Origin of the sequence: Winogradskyella endarachnes (assembly GCF_009741275.1) — a bacterium.
Classification (GTDB): Bacteria; Bacteroidota; Bacteroidia; order Flavobacteriales; family Flavobacteriaceae; genus Winogradskyella; species Winogradskyella endarachnes.
In genome coordinates, this window is sequence record NZ_WOWS01000001.1 from 567051 (window position 1) to 587818 (window position 20768).

A 20768-nucleotide genomic window follows, 5' to 3' on the forward strand; every position below is an offset into this window, starting at 1 on the left:
CGTTGTTTTAGACAGGATTTTAACTTAAAACTTAAAAGTGTAAGCCGATGACTTATATTATATACCAATTAACTTTGTTTGGCAATTCTTTCATAAATGATAATTGATTAAGTTATAAACGAATTATTTAGGTTGTTTTAATCTTCATTAGGTATTAAGTATCTTTGCAAACTTAGATACCGATTATATCCTATGAATTCTACTGTTATAGACGTTAACCCAAAAGAAAACATCATAATTAAAGGTGCAAAACTGCATAATCTTAAAAATATTGATGTGGTTATTCCTAGAAATAAGTTAGTAGTTATTACAGGGTTATCAGGTTCGGGTAAATCTAGTTTAGCTTTTAATACCCTTTATGCAGAAGGCCAAAGACGTTATGTAGAAAGTCTTAGTAGTTATGCGCGTCAGTTTTTAGGACGACTTAACAAACCCAAAGTAGATTATATAAAAGGTATTGCACCAGCCATTGCCATTGAGCAAAAAGTAAATTCTACAAATCCACGTTCTACAGTTGGTACAACAACAGAAATATATGATTATCTAAAATTATTATTTGCTAGAATTGGAAAAACCTACTCGCCTATTTCTGGAGAGGAGGTAAAAAAACATACAGTTTCTGATGTTATAAACTTTATTTCAAAATTTGAAGAACGTTCTAAATTACTTCTCTTAGCTCCTATATTATTAGAAGAAGGCAGAACCATAGAAAACAAACTTAAAACTTTACAACAGCAAGGTTATGCACGTATTAAGGTAAAAGATGAAGTAGTTAGAATTGACGAAGCCTTAAAAGGAGAAATATCACCTGATAAAAATTTATTTCTTGTTGTAGACAGAATCGTTTTTAAAAATGATGAAGATTTTCTCAACCGATTAGCAGATGCTGTAGGAACTGCCTTTTATGAAGGTATTGGCACCTGCATTATAGAATCGCTTTCAGATAATAAGCAAACGATTTTTAATAATAAGTTTGAATTAGATGGTATGTCTTTTTTAGAACCTAATACTCATTTATTTAGCTTTAATAATCCTTATGGTGCTTGCCCAAAATGCGAAGGTTATGGTGATATTATTGGTATTGATGCTGATTTAGTAATCCCTAATACCGCATTATCGGTTTATGAAAATGCCATATTTCCTTGGCGTGGAGATTCTATGAGTTGGTATAAAGACCAGTTGGTTAATAACTCGCATCATTTTGATTTTCCTATTCATAAACCATACTTTCAATTAACAGATGAGCAAAAAGCGCTCATATGGAAAGGAAACAAGTACTTTGAAGGCTTAGATTCTTTTTTCGCTGAGCTAGAGTCTAAAGCTTATAAAATTCAGAATCGTGTAATGTTATCGCGCTATCGTGGTAAAACCAAATGTAGTGTTTGTAATGGTAAACGTTTGCGAGAAGAGGCTAATTATGTAAAAGTAAGTGACGCTACTATTACAGATTTAGTTGATTTACCAATTGATGAATTAGCCGATTTTTTTAACAAATTAAAGCTTAGTGAAAGTGATGCTAAAATTGCAAAACGTTTATTAACAGAAATAAATACACGTCTTGCATTTCTCTCTAATGTTGGCTTAAGTTATTTAACTTTAAACCGAAGATCTAACACCTTATCTGGTGGAGAAAGTCAACGTATTAATTTAGCAACATCTTTAGGTAGTAGCCTAGTTGGTTCTATGTATATTTTAGACGAGCCAAGTATTGGCCTGCATCCTAAAGATACTGAACGTTTAATAGACGTTTTAAAAACATTGCGAGATTTAGGCAATACGGTTATTGTTGTTGAGCATGATGAAGATATAATGAAAGCAGCCGATGCTATTATAGATATTGGTCCGGAAGCCGGAACTTTTGGCGGTGAAGTTATGGCAGTTGGCAATTTTAAAGACATTCTAGCAGCAGATACTTTAACTGCAAAATATTTAAATGGTCAACTAGAAATAGAGATTCCAAAAAAACGAAGAACCTCAAAGTATAGTGTGAATATAATTGGTGCTCGCGAAAATAATTTACAAAATATAGATGTTTCACTACCATTAGACATGCTAACAGTAATAACTGGAGTTTCTGGTAGTGGAAAAAGCACGTTAGTTAAAAAAATATTATTTCCTGCAATACAAAAGAAATTAACTGGTTTTAGTGATAAAATTGGTCAGGTTTCAGAAATTAAAGGCAATCACAGTAATATAAAACATGTAGAATTTGTAGACCAGAATCCTATTGGTCGTTCATCGCGCTCTAATCCAGTTACCTATATAAAAGCGTATGATGATATTAGAGCTTTATTTGCTGCACAACAACTAAGTAAAATAAGAAATTATGCGGCAAAACATTTTAGTTTTAACGTAGATGGTGGACGCTGTGAAACTTGTAAAGGTGAAGGCGAAGTGACTATAGAAATGCAATTTATGGCAGATGTGCATTTAACTTGTGATACCTGCAATGGAAAACGTTTTAAAAAAGAAATACTAGAAGTTAAGTTTGAAGGTAAATCTATAGATGACATTCTTAATCTTACTATTGATGACGCTATTGCTTTCTTTTCAACTCACAAACAAACTAAAATACAAGGAAAATTACAACCGCTTCAAGATGTAGGTTTAGGATATGTTACTTTAGGCCAATCCTCTTCTACCCTTTCTGGTGGTGAAGCTCAACGTATTAAACTAGCTACTTTTTTAGGAAAAGGGAGTAAAAGTGATAATGCACTATTTATATTTGATGAACCTACTACAGGACTCCATTTTCATGATATAAAGAAATTACTAAAATCATTTCAGGCGTTAATAAGTAAAGGGCATTCTATAGTTGTGATTGAACATAATATCGATTTAATAAAATGTGCCGATTATATTATTGATTTAGGACCTGAAGGCGGTAAACATGGAGGGCAATTAGTTGCCGCAGGAACACCGGAAGAAATTGCAAAAAACAAGAATTCCATAACAGGAAAATATCTTCAAGAAAAATTATAATATGGAATTACCAAGAGGATTTCATAATGAAGTTATAGAAGCAAAAGAAAATTCTCTGAAGAATGATAATTTTAAATCTTCCGTATCTACTGCTCCTTTAGTTTATGGTGGCGCAAGTTTTAAAACGAATGTTCTTGTTGAAAAATCGAGTTCAAAAGTGCTTTATAAACCTTCTATTGGTGTTGCCCTTTTTAGTTTTATTTTTTTAGCCGTAGGGTTTGGCGTTTTATTTTTTGGTATAATCCCTTTATTTAAATCTAATTTTGATAGCGCATCTGTAAATTGGTTCTTACTCATTTTTGGGCTAATTTTTTTTTCTGCTGGAAGTTTTATGTTTTATAGCTTTTACAAACCACGTGTTTTCGACAAACAATTAGGTGTTTATTACAAAGCTTATAATGTTGATATTCATAAAATAAGAAGGGATACTTCCAAAAAATACATTCCTTTAAACACTATTATTGCTTTACAAATTATTGGTGAGCATGTAAAAAGTGATAAAGGTTCTTACAAAAGTTTTGAGCTCAATTTAGTTTTAAATGATAGTTCTAGAAAAAACGTTGTTGATCATGGAAATTTAAAATCTTTAATTAAAGATGCTGAAGTTTTAAGTGAGTTTTTAAACGTCCCTATTTGGCATGCTGGTTCTACTAATTAGTAAAACATAAATGCATACAAAGCTATTATTATAGCTGTGGTTGGTATTACAATGGTCATAAACATAAAGGTTGCAATACTACACTTAAACCAACTTACAAACCATCCTCTACCATAAAAATTCTTTAAACCAGCCATTAAATAAAAAAATGTAGAAAGTGCTACAAGCCAGTCTATCCAATCTGGGATATCCCAAATTAAATTTACACCAAAAATAATACTGAATACGGTAAAGAGGTAAGAAAAAAAGTAAAAGCTAAATACTAAATGATGTGCATATCGTCCTTTTCTAAAATAAAGTAACTTTATAATTAAGGCAAAAATGGGTAATAAAAAGAATAATGCAATAGGTATTGTATCATAAAACGCATGTAGAATATTTCCGCCATCTCTAGCCTTATAAAACTTTAGAGCTTGTTCATACAGTTTTGTTTTAAACCAACCGTCATCTTCTTCCAAACCCATTGCTTTATAAATCTTGGTATCTGGTGCATTAATTCTTATTAAGGAATCTATTTCTGCTTCATTAAAATCAAATGAAATATCAGTTTTCTTTGGTAACTTTTCTAATGAAACAATAGAATCTATTTCGGCATCAGACATTCTGGTTAAATATTGATTGTCTTTTAAAGCTTTTTTAATTTTTAATCTGCTTAAAGAATCTGATTTACTAATTTTTAAAGAATCCACCACAGTAGAAACATCGTCTCCCTCTAAAGTTTTTCTTAATTCTTCGTTTAATAGTTCTGTTTGATTTCTAACGGTAAAAGAAAATATAAAAAAGAATACAACAGAAATAAACAAATACATCTGTGCAGGATGCAAATACAACAAACGTTTTCCTTTAATAAACTCTTTAGCTAAATAACCTGGTTTAAATAATAATGGAATAAAACTTTTTATAAAACGAGCATCAAACGAAAAGTAATTACTTATGGTGTTATAAAATAAAACGCCAATAGTTAATTCGTCGTTTGTTTTTTGTCCACAATGCGGACAAAACTGAAAACCTTCATCATAAGGTTGTTCACAATTTTTACAATTTGTTTGGTTGGTTTTCATTTTAGTTGGCAATCCGTTTTAAAAGTAACAAAAATTATAATATTTCTTACATAATTTTATAATTTCAATTTCAATATTTGTAATTAAAACAAAATTACACTATTATAATTACCTAATTTTAAGCTACTTAAATATTTTGGCACGCTGTTTGTTTACTACTAAACGAGTTTAATTTAAAACCCATTTATTATGAAACGAATTCTATATTTATTTGCAGCTTTAGTAGCAATAAGCACAACTGCATTCGCAACAACTAACACAACATCAGAAGCAGAAGCTTCAATTAATAACTATGTGAGAGGTTATGGCAATTCTTTCATATTTACAGAAGCTGGTATTGAATTTTCTGTATTTGCAGATGGTCAATTTGATTTTTATATACCAAATTACGGACCAGATGTAAATGTTAACATAGATACTCCTGGATTTAGCTTAAGTTTTAACAACGGTTACAATTACAATCCGTACATACAGTACGATGAGTTTGGTGCAATAATTCAAATAGAAAACACTCCTATTTATTATGATTATTACGGACGAGTTAACCAAATAGGCAACATTTTTATTAACTACAACTCTAGAGGAAGAATTACTAGATTAGGTGGACTAAATGTATATTACAGAAATAACGCATTTTGGAGATATGATGGTTTTATAAATGCATATAATAGAGCATACGTTTACAGACCATGGCATAGGTTTTATGCAATTCCAAATGTTAATTTTTGTATGGTTCATGTAAATCCTTACAGACAATTTTATACTCCTGTAAGACATATTTACTACAGACCTTACACTAATAATGTAAGACATTACAACATTGTAAGAAGAGATAATGGACATGTAACAAGACGTACTACTACTGTAAGAAATACACGTAGATATGTACAAACACCAAGAAATAAAACAGAAAGAAGCATTAGAACACGTGCAACACGAAATAACAAAATCATTGCTACAACTAGAGCTACACGTTTAAATACAAACAATGCTGTAAGAACGTCTAGAAATAATAATACAACAACTAGAACTAGTACAAGACGCACCACAGATAAAGTAACGCCTACTAGAACTACAAGAAATAATAGAGCAGTGACAACACGATCTACAACTAGAGTTAACACACCTACTACAACAACACGTAGTAGCACAACGACAACTACTAGAAGCACAAGAAATAATAATGTGACCAGAACGAACAGAACTGTGTCTAATAATAGAACAACTACGAGCAAGCCTAGAACTACAGCAACACGATCAAGTAACAATAGATCTCAAAGCACTAGAAAGGTAAGCTCCGTTCAAAATAAAAGAAAAACAACGTCTGTGTCTAATAGATCTAACAGCAGTAGAAACACTAACCGAAGTGCTACTAGATCTAACACAAAACGTACAAGAGGATAAAAAAGATTTTTTTGGTTGGTTAGGATGTCCCATTTGATGTATGCTTTAGAGCACCTTATGGGACATTCTTTTTTATAGATTCCTGCGAAAGCAGGAATTTCTATTTTATAATCTTATCTCCAATATTTATTATAATTGAGAAAACGAATATTACTTGAAACGTAAATACTTTTTTATCTGATTTGAAATATCCTCAGAAACATTTAATTTAAATATAAGAATTACATAAATTAATCCTATTAAAATTGATTTCAAAATTATATTTAGTATAGGTTGAAAAGGAAAATCCCAAAAGTAAAACCCTAGAGATAATACCAATAATGTTACTACAATTTTGGTAGAACCTAAAGTGAAAGGCAACATATTAAATTTTTGTTTTACAAATAAAATTTTAACCGTATTATAGATAAAAACGGCTAAAAATGTTGCAAATGCAGAACCTTCAATGCCATAAATAGGTATAAAAATAGCATTAAGAATAATCGCCATAATGGCTAACAACACTCCAAAAAACAACACCATTCTGTAATAATCACTATTAAATAAAATGGCATTGTTATTACCCAAACTGTTATCATACAACTTAGCTAAACTTACAATTAAAACTACAAAAAGTCCTCCTGTAAATTTATCTGGAAGAATCTCGTACAGCTGATTAATATTTAAAATAATCAACAGAAATATAAAGCCACTAATCACCAAAAGCGTCATAGAACTGCGTTTGTATAAATCTTCAAGTGAATCATAGTCCCTCTCATTAAGATACTTTGCAGATAATGGTAACATAATTTGATGCATAGCACGCTGTGGAACAGCAATTACAGTTGCAATAAAAATAGCCACACTATAATAAGCCACTTTCTCAATATCTGGCAACATTATACCAATCATAAACTTATCTATATCTAAAATTAACGTAGCAACAGAACCTGCTATAATCATTAATGCTGCATATTTTAAAATAGAAAATTGACGCTCTAATTTTTGAAATTTCAAATTCGGAAATCTAACAGAATAGGCATACAATTTCATTATTACCATTCTAATTACATATACAGCAACAAGTGCCACAATAAAACCATCTGCTGTTAACCAATTAAAATAAACAGCCAACAATAGAAACATAATGCAAACTCTATGAAAAATCTCTTTCATTAAATTACCAAAAACGGTTTGCATTTGCACTTTGGTCCATGCAAAAAAGATTTCGAAATAAGCCATTGAAATCGCTAGTACAAAAATGTGCCAAATATAATTTTCTACTATTTGATTCTCATTAGACAACCATTCTACAATAATATCGTACGCAAAATAACTTATAAATGTAGCAGGTATAATAAACAGAAAAGGCAGAAATAACATAAACGTTAGAAAACTATTAATACCATTTCTAGTTTTAAATGTTGAATAGAATTTTACAATCGCATTATGAACTCCAAAAGCCATAAAAGGCATCATAATATTAGCTGCAGAAAGTAAAAAAGCCACCAATCCATAATATTCGTCGGTTAGAAAATTGGTATAAAGAAAAAGCGTATTAATCGCACCTATACCAAAACCCAAATACGTGGTTATTGTGTTTTTAAAAGATTGGTTTAATACTATTCCCATAGTGATGCAAAATACGTTTATAAAAATTCAATTTGTATATTGTTTTTTGTTTAAAAATCACCCTAAAATCCCGTCAAGGGAAAATCTCACCGTTACGATAAATAATCAGTTATCTTTTATAAGTTGACTTAATTTTTCTGTCAATGCTTTTCGGCTGTAAGGCTGTAAACCAATAGGGTTTACAATTAAAGTTTTATTCTGAAATGCTTCAAAATAAGTTAATAATTGAGATTTTAATTCCGCCTTTTGAGTATAATTAAAATAGGTTCCTGTGTTGGTTGACGTGATAATTTTTTCTACATCAGCATCTTTAGGACCTAAAGCCAGTATTGGAGTTTCGGCAATAAGGTATTCAAAAACTTTACCTGCAATAATGGCTTTGGTGTCTTCGGAATCAATTTCTATTAATAATAATAATTGCGATTTCATTTGAAACTTTATAGCTTCGTCATGACTCACATAACCTACAACATCTAAATGATTTTTTAATCCGAATTGATTAATAGATTCAATAACGTCATCACTAACAACACCTATTAATTGTAACCTAAAAGCTTCAGAAAAATCTTTGTTTTCTTTTATTAATTCTGAAAGGGTTTCCCATAAAACTAACGGATTTCTTTGAGATAATAAAGAACCTATATGAGATAGTGTGAATTTCTCATCCTTCCCTTCTATTCTATTATTATGACCATCATAACCATTAGTAATAACCGTAATGGGTTGTTTTGTTTTGGTCTGAAACTCTTTTTTGGTATGATGGCTTGTCACAATAATCTGGTCTGCTGAATTTAAAACGTTGTGCTCTAAAGCTAAATGTTTCGCCTTTGAAGAAGCTGTAAGTTTTAAATCTTTATGATAGCCAATAGTCGTCCAAGGGTCTCTAAAATCTGCAAACCATTTTAAATCTAATTTAGCTTTTAATTGTAAACCAATTAAATGCAAACTATGTGGTGGACCTGTTGTAATAATGTTATCAATCTTTTGCTTCTTTATATATTGAGACAGGAAATCTACCGAAGGTTTTATCCAATTTTTACGAGCATCTGGAATAAAGAAATTCCCTCTCACAAAAAGCATTGTTTTCTCAACAATAGATTGTTTTTTCGCTTTTGGTATAACGCCAGAACTTATCGTTTTAGATTTGCCTTTAGAAAACAAGCTAGCCAAACCGTAAGGCTCATTAATAGGTTGCTTTAAAATAGTTATATTTTCTGGAATCTCATTGACCAAACTATCATCTAATATTGGGTAATTTGGGTTTTTAGGACAATACACTATAGGTTCTATTTCAAAATCTGGTAAATACTTCACAAACTTTAACCAACGTTGTACGCCTGGACCTCCTGCTGGTGGCCAATAATAGGTTATGATTAGTACTTTTTTTTTGCTCATGTCTGTCATTTCTGCAAAGGCAAGAATCTATTAACTAATGATTTAAATGCGGATTCCTGTCTTCGCAGAAATCACAATCAGTCTTTTTTATTTTTGAAGGAATAAAATATACTTATAAGCAATAAAACACCCAAAATAGCAGAACTTCCTAAAGCAATTTTACTTCCTGTTTCAACTACTTGCGGTTCAAATTTAAATTCTATTGTATGTTTTCCTTTTGGTAATTCTAAGGCTCTCAACACGTAATTTACTCTAAAGTGAGGTACTAATTTACCATCTATATAAGCATCCCAACCTTGTTTATAAAAAATTTCAGAAAATACAGCTAAGCCTTTATTACTATTACTAGATTCGTATTTTAAATAGTTAGGCTTAAATTCTTTTAAATCAATTGAAGCTGTAGAATCTAAATCAAAAACATAATTATTAATAGTTTTGATTTGTGCTTTAGGTATTGAGCTAGCAAAATTTTCAAACTCATGCCTTTCCATAACCGCTTGAGTTTTGGTATTTAAACTATCTAAAGCTAAGATTTCTTCATTTGCATCTGCAACAACCTTCAAATTTGAAACAAACCAAGCGTTACCATTAGCATCTGTATTGGTATATGGAAAAATAGTGTTCTGTTCTTCTGCGATGATGTATTTTGTGTTTAACATGTTTAGGACATTCATGTTGTTTTTATACACATGAAAATCTAACAACTCCTCTACGCGTCCTAATTTTGCTGCACTATATCCCATTAAAGAATTATGGTAATACGCAGCTTTTGCTGGCATTCTTTGCCCATCACTAGACATATCCATTACTCTAAAATGGCTCTTATCTTTTAAAATCTCTATATCTGCTTGATTGGGTTGATATGGCTTATCTACTCTTACAGCTGATATAAAATCATTGTTATTTACATATTTCTTATCTACTGAAACCAAATCAAAAAGTATTAAAACAGCAAAAATCACAACGACTAAGTTTTCTGACAATTTCTTTTTTAAGAATAAAAATATTGTTCCTGCAGAAAGTAAAACTAATATTAAAGTTCTTAATGTATCTGTGGTCATTAGAGACTTTCTATCTTCAATAATAGAGTCCATAAAAGCTTGTCCGTACGCACCAATATATTGGTCGTCTCTTAAACCTTCAAAATCAAATAAAGCAGATTTAAATAATAAAAATATTAAAGCCAAACCTGCTGTAATACCAACTGAGTAATATAATGCTTTTAGTTTTTCTTCATCCTTTTGAAAATCATTAAATAGTCGAGATAATGCAAATATTCCTAAGACTGGAATGCACAATTCTAGTATAACTTGTATTGAGCTTACCGCTCTAAACTTATTGTACATAGGTACATAATCGATGAAGAAATCAGTTAAGAATCCTAGATTTTTTCCGTAAGACAACAATAAGGATAAAATTGTGCCACCAACAAGCCACCATTTCAATCTACCCTTAACTAAAAATAATCCTAAAACAAATAGAAATATTATAACAGCGCCAACATAGGCTGGTGCTTCTACAATGGGCTGTTTTCCCCAATACATTGGTGCATTTCTAGCAGCATCTAGTGCTTCAATTGGTGAAGCGCCTAATCTTATATATGCTTGATAAGTTTCAGAATCTTTACCAACATCTTCATAATTTCCGCCTCCCATAAATTTTGGGATGTAAAGATTGAATGATTCTAAAATTCCGTAACTATATTCTGTTATATAATCCCTATCTAAACCTGTTGTTACCGCTTTTGGTGATCCATCTGAATTAATAGTTAAATCACTCTGTCCACGAGCACTTTCTTTAACATACTCTTGTGTTGCCAAAATGCCTGTAGCATTAAGGCCAACAGCTAAAACAGCAGAAATAGTTAACAATGCAACTGACTTAAAAAAATGTGGTAATTCTTTTTTTCTAAAGGCATCTATTAAATAAGCTAATCCTAAAACCAAGACCAGTAACAATAAATAATAGGTCATTTGAAAATGGTTTGCAACTATCTCTAAACCCAAAGCAATAGTTGTGAGTAAAAACCCTAAGATATATTTCTTTCTAAATGCAAGTATAATTCCGGCTAAAACCAACGGCATATATGCAATGGCATGTGCTTTTGAGTTATGCCCAACTCCTAGAATAATTATAAGATAAGTTGAAAATCCAAAAGCTAAAGCACCTAAAGCAGCCAATTTAAAGTCTACTTTTAAAGCTACTAATAAAAAATAAAAACCTATAAAATAAAGAAATAGATAATCTGCCGGTCTTGGAAGAAAACGCAATGCTAAATCTAATTTTTTAATATAATTATGAGGATATTTTGCACCTAACTGATACGTTGGCATGCCACCAAATGCACTATTTGTCCAATACGTTTCTTCTCCTGTAGTTTTGGCAAACTCTTTTTGCTGTTGAGCCATACCAATGTAATGCATTATATCGCTTTGGTTAATTTTTTTACCTTGTAAAACAGGACTAAAATAGGCTAATGAAACAATTACAAACCCTAATAATACAAGGACATGTGGTAAAATACGCTTAATGGAAAATGACATGAAAATGCTTTAAGTTGAATGATTCTGAAAAGTAGTTATTTTTTTTGAAAGAAATATATATTTCCTATGTAGGATATTAAATAACTAATCAATTTCTTCGTAATCAATGTACTCACCTACTTTTTGGTTTGAAGATTTATTTTTATTTGGCATTTTATCAATTACCGTTTCTCCTTCTTTTTGCCTTGCTTGTTGTCTTTGTTGGTTTGGATTTTGAAATCCACCAAATTGTTGTCCAAATTTTTGTTCTGCCTTTTTAGCAACGAAACGCACTAATAAAGGGGCAAAAAGACGAGATAAAATCTTAAAACCGTAATAAACCAACAAGATAATTAATATAGTTCTTAGTAATTGCATGGACTAAGCTGCTTCAATAATAAATTTAATTTTAATCAAAAATACAATTATAGTCATTTATAATACGTTATTATTCCTTAAAAAAAGTATAAAATCTATATATTTGACTCAAATCTACATTAAACTGAATGGTTTTAAATCCTGTAAAAATGAGAATACTCAAATCAACCCTTATTTTATTATTAGTTACGTCTTTTAATTCTGCTTTTGCGCAATACACAGAAGTTATTAATTCTAACAGACCTGGAGTCTCAAAAAGTGCTTTTTCCGTTGGAACTGGAATTGTACAATTTGAAGCTGGAGCATATACTGTAAAAGAAGAACACGCGTTAAGTAATTATGAAGTTTCTGGCTTTGGTTTAGATTTTGGACTGCGCTACGGTTTACTTTTTGAAGAATTAGAATTATCTCTTGATGGCATTTATCAAAATGATACTTTTACGGATAATAATGGCTTAGTTGCAGATGATAATAAACGTTCAAATTTTAAAAATTTCACCATAGGTGCTAAATATTTAATATATGACCCTTACAAAAATGCAGAGGAAGCCAAACCTAATCTTTATAGCTACCATGCTAATAGAAAGTTTAATTGGAAGTCTTTGATACCAGCTATTTCTATATACGCTGGAGCAAATTTTGATACAAAAGGAAATCCGTATACTGATGTTGGAATTGAAGGCTTTAGTCCAAAAATAATGATTGCAACCCAAAACAATTTTAATGGCGGTTGGGTTTTTGTAATGAATTTAATTAAAGACAGAATAGGTACAGATCAATCCGATTTTTCATACATACTTACGTTAACACATTCATTCACACCACAATGGGTGGTTTTTGGAGAAACACAAGGCATACAAAGTGATTTTTATGCAGATAATATTTTTAGATTTGGAGGTGCTTACCTTTGGACTAAAGATTTTCAAATAGATGCAAATATTGCTTTTAATACAAAAGATACACCAACTGTTTTTAATATAGCATTTGGAGCTTCTTACCGTTTAGACTTTCATAAAGACAAAAAAATTGACAATGGTAATTCTGCAAAAGAAGAAGGTAAAAGAAAAGAGCGCAGAAACAAAAACAAAAAGAAGAAATTAGACGAATTTGATTCTTAATTTATAGCTTTCCTAATTACATGATTACAATAAAAGAAGCCATTTCTAAAAAGGATTTAAAAGCATTTGTAACCTTTCCTTTTTCTATATACAAAAACTCTAAATATTGGGTACCTCCAATTATAAAACAAGAACTAGAAACCTTTAATAAAGATAAAAACCCCATATTTAAAGATGCGGAAGCGCGTTTTTTTTTAGCTTATAAAGGTGATAACATTGTTGGAAGAATTGCAGCAATTATTAATTGGCTAGAAGTTGATAAACAAAACATAAAAAAGATGCGTTTTGGTTGGTTCGACTTTATAGACGATAAAGCAGTTAGCCAAAAATTGTTAGAAACTGTTGAGAATATTGGTAGAGAGCAGAAATTAAGCTATGTTGAAGGACCAGTTGGATTTTCTAACTTAGATAAGGTTGGTGTAATGACGGAAGGTTTTGACCATTTAGCAACAATGATTACATGGTACAATCATCCCTATTATATAGAGCATTACAAAGCTTTAAATTATCAAATAGAAAAAGAATACTCCGAAAGTAAATTTCCTTTTTCTAATGTACAACCAGAGTTTTTTATAAAGGCGCAACAATTAATTAAACGTAGATATAAATTAAAAGCTCTAAAGTTTACTAAAACGGAAGAGGTAATGCCTTATGTAGATCGAATGTTCGATTTGTTTAATGAAAGCTACGCCGAGCTTTCATCTTTTGTTGAAATTACGGACTTACAAAAAGCATATTTTAAAAAGAAATTTATCAGTTTTGTAAACCCAGAATACATCAAGTTTGTTGTTGACGATAAGAATTCATTAATTGCGTTTGCGATTGTTATGCCTAGGTTTTCAGAGGCTATTCAAAAAACGAAAGGAAAATTATTTCCATTTGGGTTTACTCATATCTTAAAAGCAAAGAAAAATAGCAAAGATGTAATATTCTACCTCATAGGTATACATCCTGATTATCAAAATAAAGGTGTACATGCTGTAATATTTAACGAATATTATGAAACCTTTAAAGAAAAAGGAATTGAAACCTGTTATAGAACCCCTGAATTAGAAGATAATTACGCCATAAAACAAATTTGGAAACACTTTGACCCAAAGGTTTACGCAAGACGTAAAACTTTTAAAAAGGATTTATAATTAAAAGTTTGTAAAACAACAGTATAATAAAAAAGGCCATCACTTTTGTGATGACCTTTTTTATTTGGTAAAAGTGAATAAATTATTCACCCATAGCAGCAATTAAAGCTGCTGACATTCTTTTATAAGTTCCATTTTCTAATCGATCTCTAATAGCATCAAAAGCATCTAATGTTTCTTTTACATCTTCTAATGTGTGTGTAGCTGTAGGAATCATTCTTAATAAAATTAAGCCTTTTGGTATTACAGGATACACAACAATAGAACAGAATATACCATGATTTTCACGTAAATCTTTTACCAATGCCATGGCTTCTGGAATACTACCTTTTAAATATACTGGTGTTACACAACTTTGAGTTGTTCCAATATCAAAACCACGCTCAGTTAAACCAGATTGTAACGCGTTTACAACTGTCCATAGATTCTTTTTAAGTTCTGGCATGGTACGCAACATATCTAAACGTTTTAATGCGCCTACTACCAATTGCATTTGTAATGACTTAGCGAACATTTGAGAACGTAAGTTGTATTTTAAATAATCAATAATTTCTTGATCACCAGCAATAAATGCACCTGTGCTTGCCATAGACTTTGCAAAGGTTGCAAAATACACATCAATATCATCTTGCACACCTTGTTCTTCACCAGCTCCTGCTCCTGTTGCTCCTAAGGTACCAAAACCATGCGCATCATCAACAAAAAGCCTAAAATTAAACTTTTTCTTTAGTTCAACTATTTCTTTTAATCTACCTTGCTCACCACGCATACCAAATACACCTTCAGAAATCACTAAGATTCCGCCACCTGTTTGTTCTGCCATTTTAGTAGCACGCTCTAAGTTTTTTTCTAAACTTGCTACATCGTTATGTTTATATGTAAAACGTTTACCCATATGCAAACGCACACCATCTATTATACATGCATGTGCATCAACATCATAAACAATAATATCGTCTTTAGCAACCAAAGCATCTATGGTAGATACCATTCCTTGGTAACCAAAGTTCAAAAGGTAAGCAGCTTCTTTACTAACAAAATCAGCTAATTCATTTTGTAATTTCTCGTGTAATTCTGTGTGACCAGACATCATACGTGCTCCCATTGGATATGCAGAACCGTATTCTGCAGCAGCTTCAGCATCTACCTTTCTAACCTCTGGGTGATTGGCTAAACCTAAATAATCATTTATACTCCAAGTAATAACATCTTTTCCTTGAAACTTCATTCTATTAGAGATTTCACCTTCAAGCTTTGGAAATACAAAATATCCTTCTGCCTGTTCTGCCCATTTTCCTAATGGTCCTTTATCTCTATAAATCTTTTCAAATAAATCTTTCATGCTTGTTAATTGCTATCAATCCCTATCTCTAATATCATTTTTAAATCTATCTAATATTGTTTAAACTTTAAAGTAAGCAAACCGATATTATTTTTTTCGGTTTCAAATATAGTTTTCTATTCAATATTTATTTTATTCAAATTCAGCTAAAATTAGCTCGTAGAGATCCTTTTAATAATTGTTAAATTAGTTATGTTAGTGTCTGCAAAATTAGGTAATAATATTATGACTGCATAATTTATTTATTTATACTATTAACTAAGTTTTAAACAAAAAAAACCTATCACATAAAATGTAATAGGTTTTATATATATATCATTTTTTACTTTACGTATTCTATGGTAGCTTGTACTTCTGATTTACTGTCAAAAAAGCCTTGATCTTCCATCCATTTATCGTTATAAACTTTACTCATATAACGCGATCCATGATCCGGAAATATTACCACAATTTTATCTGATGGCTTAAATTCACCTTCTTCTTGCAGTTGTTTTATAGCTTGCATTGCTGCACCACTTGTGTAACCTACAAATAGACCTTCTGTATTAGAAACCTCTCTTGCAGTGTGTGCACTTTCCTCGTCAGTAACTTTAATAAACTTATCTATTAAATCGAATTCAGTTGCAGTTGGTATTAGATTTTTACCTAATCCTTCTATTCGGTATGGATAAATTTCCTTATCATCAAACTCACGTGTTTCGTGATATTTCTTTAAAACAGAACCATATGCATCAACACCAATTACTTTTACATTTGGGTTTTGCTCTTTTAAGTATTTTGAAACACCAGAAATAGTTCCTCCTGTTCCACTACAAGCTACGAGATGTGTTATTTCTCCTTCGGTTTGTTCCCAAATTTCTGGGCCTGTAGAATGGTAATGTGCATCAATATTTAATTGATTAAAGTACTGATTAATATAAATAGAACCTTTATTTTCTTCGTGCAGACGTTTTGCTACTTCGTAATAAGAACGAGGATCATCTGCCTTTACGTGTGCAGGACAAACATAAACTTTTGCGCCCATTGATTTTAACATGTCTATTTTATCTGCAGATGATTTAGAACTTACAGCTAAAATACAATCGTAACCTTTTATAATACTAACTAAAGCAAGACTAAAACCTGTATTACCAGAAGTGGTTTCAATAATTGTATCACCAGGTGATAAAATACCTTGACGTTCTGCTTCTTCTATAATATGTAACGCAATTCTATCTTTAGAAGAATGACCTGGATTAAATGCCTCTACCTTTGCGTAAAAATCGCCGTCAAAGTCAGCAGTCATTCTGTTTAATTTGATAAGAGGTGTGTTTCCTATTAGTTGAAGTACATTATCAAATACATTTTTGTTTTGCTTCATAAAAAATATTTTACAGTAACCTAGTTTTATAAATTAGACACCTAAAACCTCGCAAATGTAACACTTTTTTTAAAACTAGTTGGTAATTCCTTCTAAATCTAGCAAGAATGCAAACTCTTCGGCATCTTCTTTTAAACTTTCAAATCGTCCGGAGGCACCACCATGACCAGCATCCATATTAGTTTTTAAATACAACTGATTGTTGTCTGTTTTCATATCTCTAAGTTTAGCAACCCATTTTGCCGGTTCCCAATATTGAACTTGCGAATCGTGCAAACCCGTTGTTACTAACATATTTGGATATGCTTTAGCTTCTACATTATCATATGGAGAATATGACTTAATATAATTATAATACAAAACATCATTAGGATTTCCCCATTCGTCATACTCACCTGTTGTTAAAGGAATTGAATCATCTAACATGGTTGTAATGACATCTACAAATGGTACTGCTGCAATAACACCGTTATATAATTCTGGCGCTTTATTAATAATTGCTCCCATTAGTAAACCACCTGCGCTTCCTCCCATGGCATATAAGTGCTTAGAAGATGTATAACGCTCTTTAATTAAATGTACTGAACATGCTATAAAATCTGAAAACGTATTTTTCTTGTTGAGTAACTTTCCGTTTTCATACCAATCTCGTCCAAGATATTCACCGCCTCTTATATGTGTGATCACATAAATAAATCCACGGTCTAATAAAGTTAACCTTATAGTTGAAAAGTATGGATCTACGGTAGAACCATAACTTCCATAGGCATATTGTAATAAGGGATTAGTACCATCTTTCTTAATTCCCTTTTTATAAACAATAGACATTGGGATTTTTGTACCATCTTCTGCTGTTGCCCAAATACGTTCAGACACATAATTGTCTTTATCAAAATTTTTATCTAACACCTGTTGTTCTTTTAAAACGGTTTTAGTTTTGGTACGCATATTAAATTCAATAACCGAAGAAGGCGTTGTCATAGCATTATAGCCATAACGCAATAATTCCGTATCAAAATCTACATTTGTCCCTGTATAGGCTGTATACGTTTCATTATTAAAAGGCAAATAGTAATCTTCAGTGTTATCCCAACGTTTTATTCTAATTTCGTTAAGTCCGTTTTTACGTTCACTAACAACTAAATAGTCTTTAAAAATATCAATGCCTTCTAGCAGAACATCGTTTCTATGTGCAATAACTTCTGTCCAATTTTCAACTGTAGTATTAGTTATTAAAGTTTTCATTAATTTAAAATTGGTCGCCTTGTCCTTATTAGTAGTAATATAGAAATGGTCATTATAATGAGAAATACTATATTCTAATCCTCTAATTCTTGGTTGAAAAACTTGAAACTCACCTTCAGGATTATCCGCATCTAAAATATGATACTCGTTTGTTAATGTACTATAACAAGCAATAATAATGTACTTTCTAGATTTAGATTTGTAAACGGCTGCACCAAATGTATCATCGCCTTCTTCAAAAACAAGTTTGTCCTTAGATGTATCTCCTAAACGGTGTTTAAAAATTTGAAATGCTCGCAGTGTAACCTCATCCTTTTTAGTATAAAACAAGGTTGCATTATCATTTGCCCAGCTTGAAGAACCTGTAGTCCCTTCTATTCTATCGTCTGCTACTTTATTAGTTGTTAAATCCTTTACATGGATGGTATAATTTCGTCGTCCTGTTTTGTCAATTCCGTATGAGACTTTTTTATTATCTGGACTAATACTTATACCTGCTAATTTGAAATAAGATTCTCCTTCTGCCATTTTATTACAGTCAAATAATAATTCTTCAGGATTATCTAAACTTTCTTTTTTACGTGTATAAATTGGATAGTCTTTTCCTTTTTCAAACTTGGTAATATACCAATAGCCATTATATTTATAAGGTACTGAAGAATCATCTTCTTTTATTCTGGCTTTCATTTCTTCAAACAAATCCTTCTGAAACGCTTTGGTATGTGCCATTTTTCCATCGCAATACGCATTTTCGGCATTTAAATAGTCAATAACCTCTGGATGTTCTCTGTCTTTCATCCAAAAATAATTATCAACACGCACGTCGCCATGCTTTTCTAATTGATGCGGAATCTTTTTGGCAATTGGTGGTTTTAAATCTGAAATTTTTGTCATTTGTTTTAAGAAAATTTTAATCTAAAAAGTCGCGCAATTTACTAATTTTACAGCGTAAAAATTTAAAAGACACAATATATGTTTGGAGATATGATGGGAATGATGGGCAAATTAAAAGAAGCTCAGAAAAAAGTTGAAGAAACTAAAGAACGTTTGCACACCGTTTTAATTGACGAAGCAAGTAACGATAATAAACTTAAAGTAACGATTACTGCTAATAGAACTATTAAATCTATTGACATTGCTGATGAGTTGCTTGAAGATAAGGATATGCTTGAAGATTATCTCATTCTTACACTAAATAAAGCCATAGAAAAAGCTACCAATGTGCACGAAACTGAAGTTGCTGCTGTTGCCAAAGAAGGCATGCCTAGCATTCCTGGGATGGATATATTTAAGTAGAAGCCCCTTTAATGCCCCAAAGGGGAAAACCAATACTTTAAAAATACTGTTGAAATAGTAACTTTTTTTTAAGGCATACATTATTTATAAGGATTTTAAAACTCCCATTAACTTGTCATGCATTTGGTCTGTATAATCCAAATGTGTGACCATGCGAAGCTTATTGCTTCCCATGCCTATAATTCTAATATTCTTTTCGTTTAGATTATTTAGGAATTGTGTTTCATCCACATCATCGTTTAATTCAAAAATAACGATGTTAGTTTCAATGGGTTCTATTTTTTTAATAATCTGCAATTTAGATAGAACCTCTCCTATTTCCTTGGCACGCTTATGATCGTCTGCAAGGCGTTCTATGTTGTTATCTAAAGCATACAAACCAGCTGTTGCTAAATAACCTATTTGTCTCATATTGCCACCAAATAGTTTTCTCAAGCTTAAGGATTGTTTCATAATGTCCTCGTCTCCTATTAAAACAGAACCCACAGGGCAACCTAAACCTTTGCTTAAACATACCGAAATTGTATCGAAAACATTTCCGTATTGCAACGTGGTTTCATTTTTAGCTACCATAGCATTCCAGATTCTTGCACCATCAATATGAAAACCTAAATTATTGGCTTTGCAGACTTTCTTTATGTTTTCAAATTCTTTAAAATCCCAACAGGCTCCTCCTCCTTTATTGGTTGTATTTTCTACTTCTACTAAACTAGATTGACTATAATAATATTCTGGTGGATTAATAGCTTCTATAACTTGTTCCGCAGTAAACATACCTCTGTTACCATCTATTAATTTACAAGAGGCTGCACTGTGAAAAGCCACACCTCCAACTTCATAATTATAGATATGTGCGTATTTATCACAAATTACTTGTTCGCCAGGATTGGTGTGTAATTTTATGGCAATTTGATTTGCCATACTTCCTGATGGAAAAAACAAAGCCTTTTCCTTTCCAAACATTTTAGCCAATCGTTCCTCTAACTCATTTACAGTTGGGTCTTCTCTAAAAACATCATCACCCACACGTGCAGACATCATAGCTTCTAACATGCGTTTTGTTGGTTTTGTAACTGTATCGCTTCTTAAATCTATAATCATTTCAGCAAATTCTATTAAATATTAGCAAAAATAGTTTTATTTCATAAGTTATATTTCACCTATATTAAAAATTCTACTCAATATGCAAAATCAACAAAACTTACATTAATAGTATTATTATATATCTAAATTGAATTATTTATCAAAAAAAACCAT

Annotated in this window: 15 protein-coding genes; 6 read left to right on the top strand and 9 right to left on the bottom strand. The window is 31.2% G+C overall.

Features of this window, described 5'->3' with window-relative positions; translation table 11 throughout:
• Positions 1–192: 192 nt before the first annotated feature.
• Positions 193–2982, top strand: a complete 2790-nt coding sequence (gene uvrA, locus GN138_RS02560; protein ID WP_157361816.1) for an excinuclease ABC subunit UvrA — start codon at positions 193–195, stop codon at positions 2980–2982.
• A gap of 1 nt (position 2983) precedes the next feature.
• The gene (locus tag GN138_RS02565; protein WP_157361818.1) at positions 2984–3640 is read left to right on the top strand and encodes a hypothetical protein; all 657 of its coding nucleotides are present in this window, start codon (positions 2984–2986) and stop codon (positions 3638–3640) included.
• Here GN138_RS02565 and GN138_RS02570 read toward each other — a convergent pair.
• Positions 3637–4701 carry a DUF3667 domain-containing protein gene (locus GN138_RS02570; RefSeq protein WP_157361820.1) on the bottom strand — a complete coding sequence of 355 codons (1065 nt, stop codon included), beginning with the start codon at positions 4699–4701 and terminating at the stop codon, positions 3637–3639. The two genes, GN138_RS02565 and GN138_RS02570, sit on opposite strands and share 4 nt — an antisense overlap.
• Positions 4702–4890: 189 nt before the next feature.
• Between GN138_RS02570 and GN138_RS02575 the strand changes: the two genes are divergently transcribed.
• Entirely contained in the window at positions 4891–6105 is a 1215-nt protein-coding gene (locus tag GN138_RS02575) for a hypothetical protein (RefSeq protein WP_157361822.1), read from the top strand.
• A gap of 150 nt (positions 6106–6255) precedes the next feature.
• Here the strand turns inward: GN138_RS02575 and GN138_RS02580 are convergent, their stop codons facing one another.
• The 4 genes from GN138_RS02580 to GN138_RS02595 all read right to left on the bottom strand — a co-directional run bounded on the left by GN138_RS02580 (position 6256) and on the right by GN138_RS02595 (position 12011).
• Positions 6256–7716 (bottom strand): oligosaccharide flippase family protein, encoded by a 1461-nt coding sequence (locus GN138_RS02580; RefSeq protein WP_157361824.1) that lies wholly within the window; start codon positions 7714–7716, stop codon positions 6256–6258.
• A 105-nt stretch (positions 7717–7821) separates the two neighbouring features.
• Positions 7822–9111, bottom strand: coding sequence for a glycosyltransferase (locus GN138_RS02585; protein WP_197429301.1), 1290 nt, complete (start codon positions 9109–9111; stop codon positions 7822–7824).
• A gap of 77 nt (positions 9112–9188) precedes the next feature.
• Positions 9189–11654 carry a YfhO family protein gene (locus GN138_RS02590; protein WP_157361827.1) on the bottom strand — a complete coding sequence of 822 codons (2466 nt, stop codon included), beginning with the start codon at positions 11652–11654 and terminating at the stop codon, positions 9189–9191.
• Positions 11655–11738: 84 nt separating this feature from the next.
• Positions 11739–12011, bottom strand: coding sequence for a DUF4834 family protein (locus GN138_RS02595; protein ID WP_157361830.1), 273 nt, complete (start codon positions 12009–12011; stop codon positions 11739–11741).
• Positions 12012–12160: 149 nt separating this feature from the next.
• Between GN138_RS02595 and GN138_RS02600 the strand changes: the two genes are divergently transcribed.
• A complete protein-coding gene (locus tag GN138_RS02600; RefSeq protein ID WP_157361832.1) occupies positions 12161–13129 on the top strand; it encodes a transporter in 969 nt (322 codons plus the stop codon).
• Positions 13130–13149: 20 nt separating this feature from the next.
• A complete protein-coding gene (locus GN138_RS02605) occupies positions 13150–14268 on the top strand; it encodes a GTP cyclohydrolase (protein ID WP_157361835.1) in 1119 nt (372 codons plus the stop codon).
• Between the two features lie 82 nt (positions 14269–14350).
• On the opposite strand, the gene GN138_RS02610 is transcribed toward GN138_RS02605, so the two are convergent.
• The 3 genes from GN138_RS02610 to GN138_RS02620 form a co-directional block, all read right to left on the bottom strand.
• Positions 14351–15610, bottom strand: coding sequence for an aminotransferase class I/II-fold pyridoxal phosphate-dependent enzyme (locus tag GN138_RS02610; protein ID WP_157361837.1), 1260 nt, complete (start codon positions 15608–15610; stop codon positions 14351–14353).
• Positions 15611–15932: 322 nt separating this feature from the next.
• Complete coding sequence (locus tag GN138_RS02615) at positions 15933–16970, bottom strand: PLP-dependent cysteine synthase family protein (RefSeq protein ID WP_157361839.1); 1038 nt, start codon at positions 16968–16970, stop codon at positions 15933–15935.
• A 75-nt stretch (positions 16971–17045) separates the two neighbouring features.
• Positions 17046–19109, bottom strand: a complete 2064-nt coding sequence (locus tag GN138_RS02620; RefSeq protein WP_157361841.1) for a S9 family peptidase — start codon at positions 19107–19109, stop codon at positions 17046–17048.
• Between the two features lie 78 nt (positions 19110–19187).
• On the opposite strand from GN138_RS02620, the gene GN138_RS02625 reads away from it, so the two are divergent.
• Positions 19188–19511 carry a YbaB/EbfC family nucleoid-associated protein gene (locus tag GN138_RS02625; protein ID WP_157361843.1) on the top strand — a complete coding sequence of 108 codons (324 nt, stop codon included), beginning with the start codon at positions 19188–19190 and terminating at the stop codon, positions 19509–19511.
• An 84-nt stretch (positions 19512–19595) separates the two neighbouring features.
• On the opposite strand, the gene GN138_RS02630 is transcribed toward GN138_RS02625, so the two are convergent.
• Positions 19596–20612, bottom strand: a complete 1017-nt coding sequence (locus GN138_RS02630; RefSeq protein ID WP_157361845.1) for a threonine aldolase family protein — start codon at positions 20610–20612, stop codon at positions 19596–19598.
• Between the last annotated feature and the right edge of the window lie 156 nt (positions 20613–20768).

What these genes read in the sequence shown, in the direction of transcription:
- uvrA (WP_157361816.1), top strand. Translation starts at nt 193, where the DNA reads ATGAATTCTACTGTTATAGACGTTAACCCAAAAGAAAACATCATAATT.
- GN138_RS02565 (WP_157361818.1), top strand. Translation starts at nt 2,984, where the DNA reads ATGGAATTACCAAGAGGATTTCATAATGAAGTTATAGAAGCAAAAGAA.
- GN138_RS02570 (WP_157361820.1), bottom strand. Translation starts at nt 4,701, where the DNA reads ATGAAAACCAACCAAACAAATTGTAAAAATTGTGAACAACCTTATGAT.
- GN138_RS02575 (WP_157361822.1), top strand. Translation starts at nt 4,891, where the DNA reads ATGAAACGAATTCTATATTTATTTGCAGCTTTAGTAGCAATAAGCACA.
- GN138_RS02580 (WP_157361824.1), bottom strand. Translation starts at nt 7,716, where the DNA reads ATGGGAATAGTATTAAACCAATCTTTTAAAAACACAATAACCACGTAT.
- GN138_RS02585 (WP_197429301.1), bottom strand. Translation starts at nt 9,111, where the DNA reads ATGAGCAAAAAAAAAGTACTAATCATAACCTATTATTGGCCACCAGCA.
- GN138_RS02590 (WP_157361827.1), bottom strand. Translation starts at nt 11,654, where the DNA reads ATGTCATTTTCCATTAAGCGTATTTTACCACATGTCCTTGTATTATTA.
- GN138_RS02595 (WP_157361830.1), bottom strand. Translation starts at nt 12,011, where the DNA reads ATGCAATTACTAAGAACTATATTAATTATCTTGTTGGTTTATTACGGT.
- GN138_RS02600 (WP_157361832.1), top strand. Translation starts at nt 12,161, where the DNA reads ATGAGAATACTCAAATCAACCCTTATTTTATTATTAGTTACGTCTTTT.
- GN138_RS02605 (WP_157361835.1), top strand. Translation starts at nt 13,150, where the DNA reads ATGATTACAATAAAAGAAGCCATTTCTAAAAAGGATTTAAAAGCATTT.
- GN138_RS02610 (WP_157361837.1), bottom strand. Translation starts at nt 15,610, where the DNA reads ATGAAAGATTTATTTGAAAAGATTTATAGAGATAAAGGACCATTAGGA.
- GN138_RS02615 (WP_157361839.1), bottom strand. Translation starts at nt 16,970, where the DNA reads ATGAAGCAAAACAAAAATGTATTTGATAATGTACTTCAACTAATAGGA.
- GN138_RS02620 (WP_157361841.1), bottom strand. Translation starts at nt 19,109, where the DNA reads ATGACAAAAATTTCAGATTTAAAACCACCAATTGCCAAAAAGATTCCG.
- GN138_RS02625 (WP_157361843.1), top strand. Translation starts at nt 19,188, where the DNA reads ATGTTTGGAGATATGATGGGAATGATGGGCAAATTAAAAGAAGCTCAG.
- GN138_RS02630 (WP_157361845.1), bottom strand. Translation starts at nt 20,612, where the DNA reads ATGATTATAGATTTAAGAAGCGATACAGTTACAAAACCAACAAAACGC.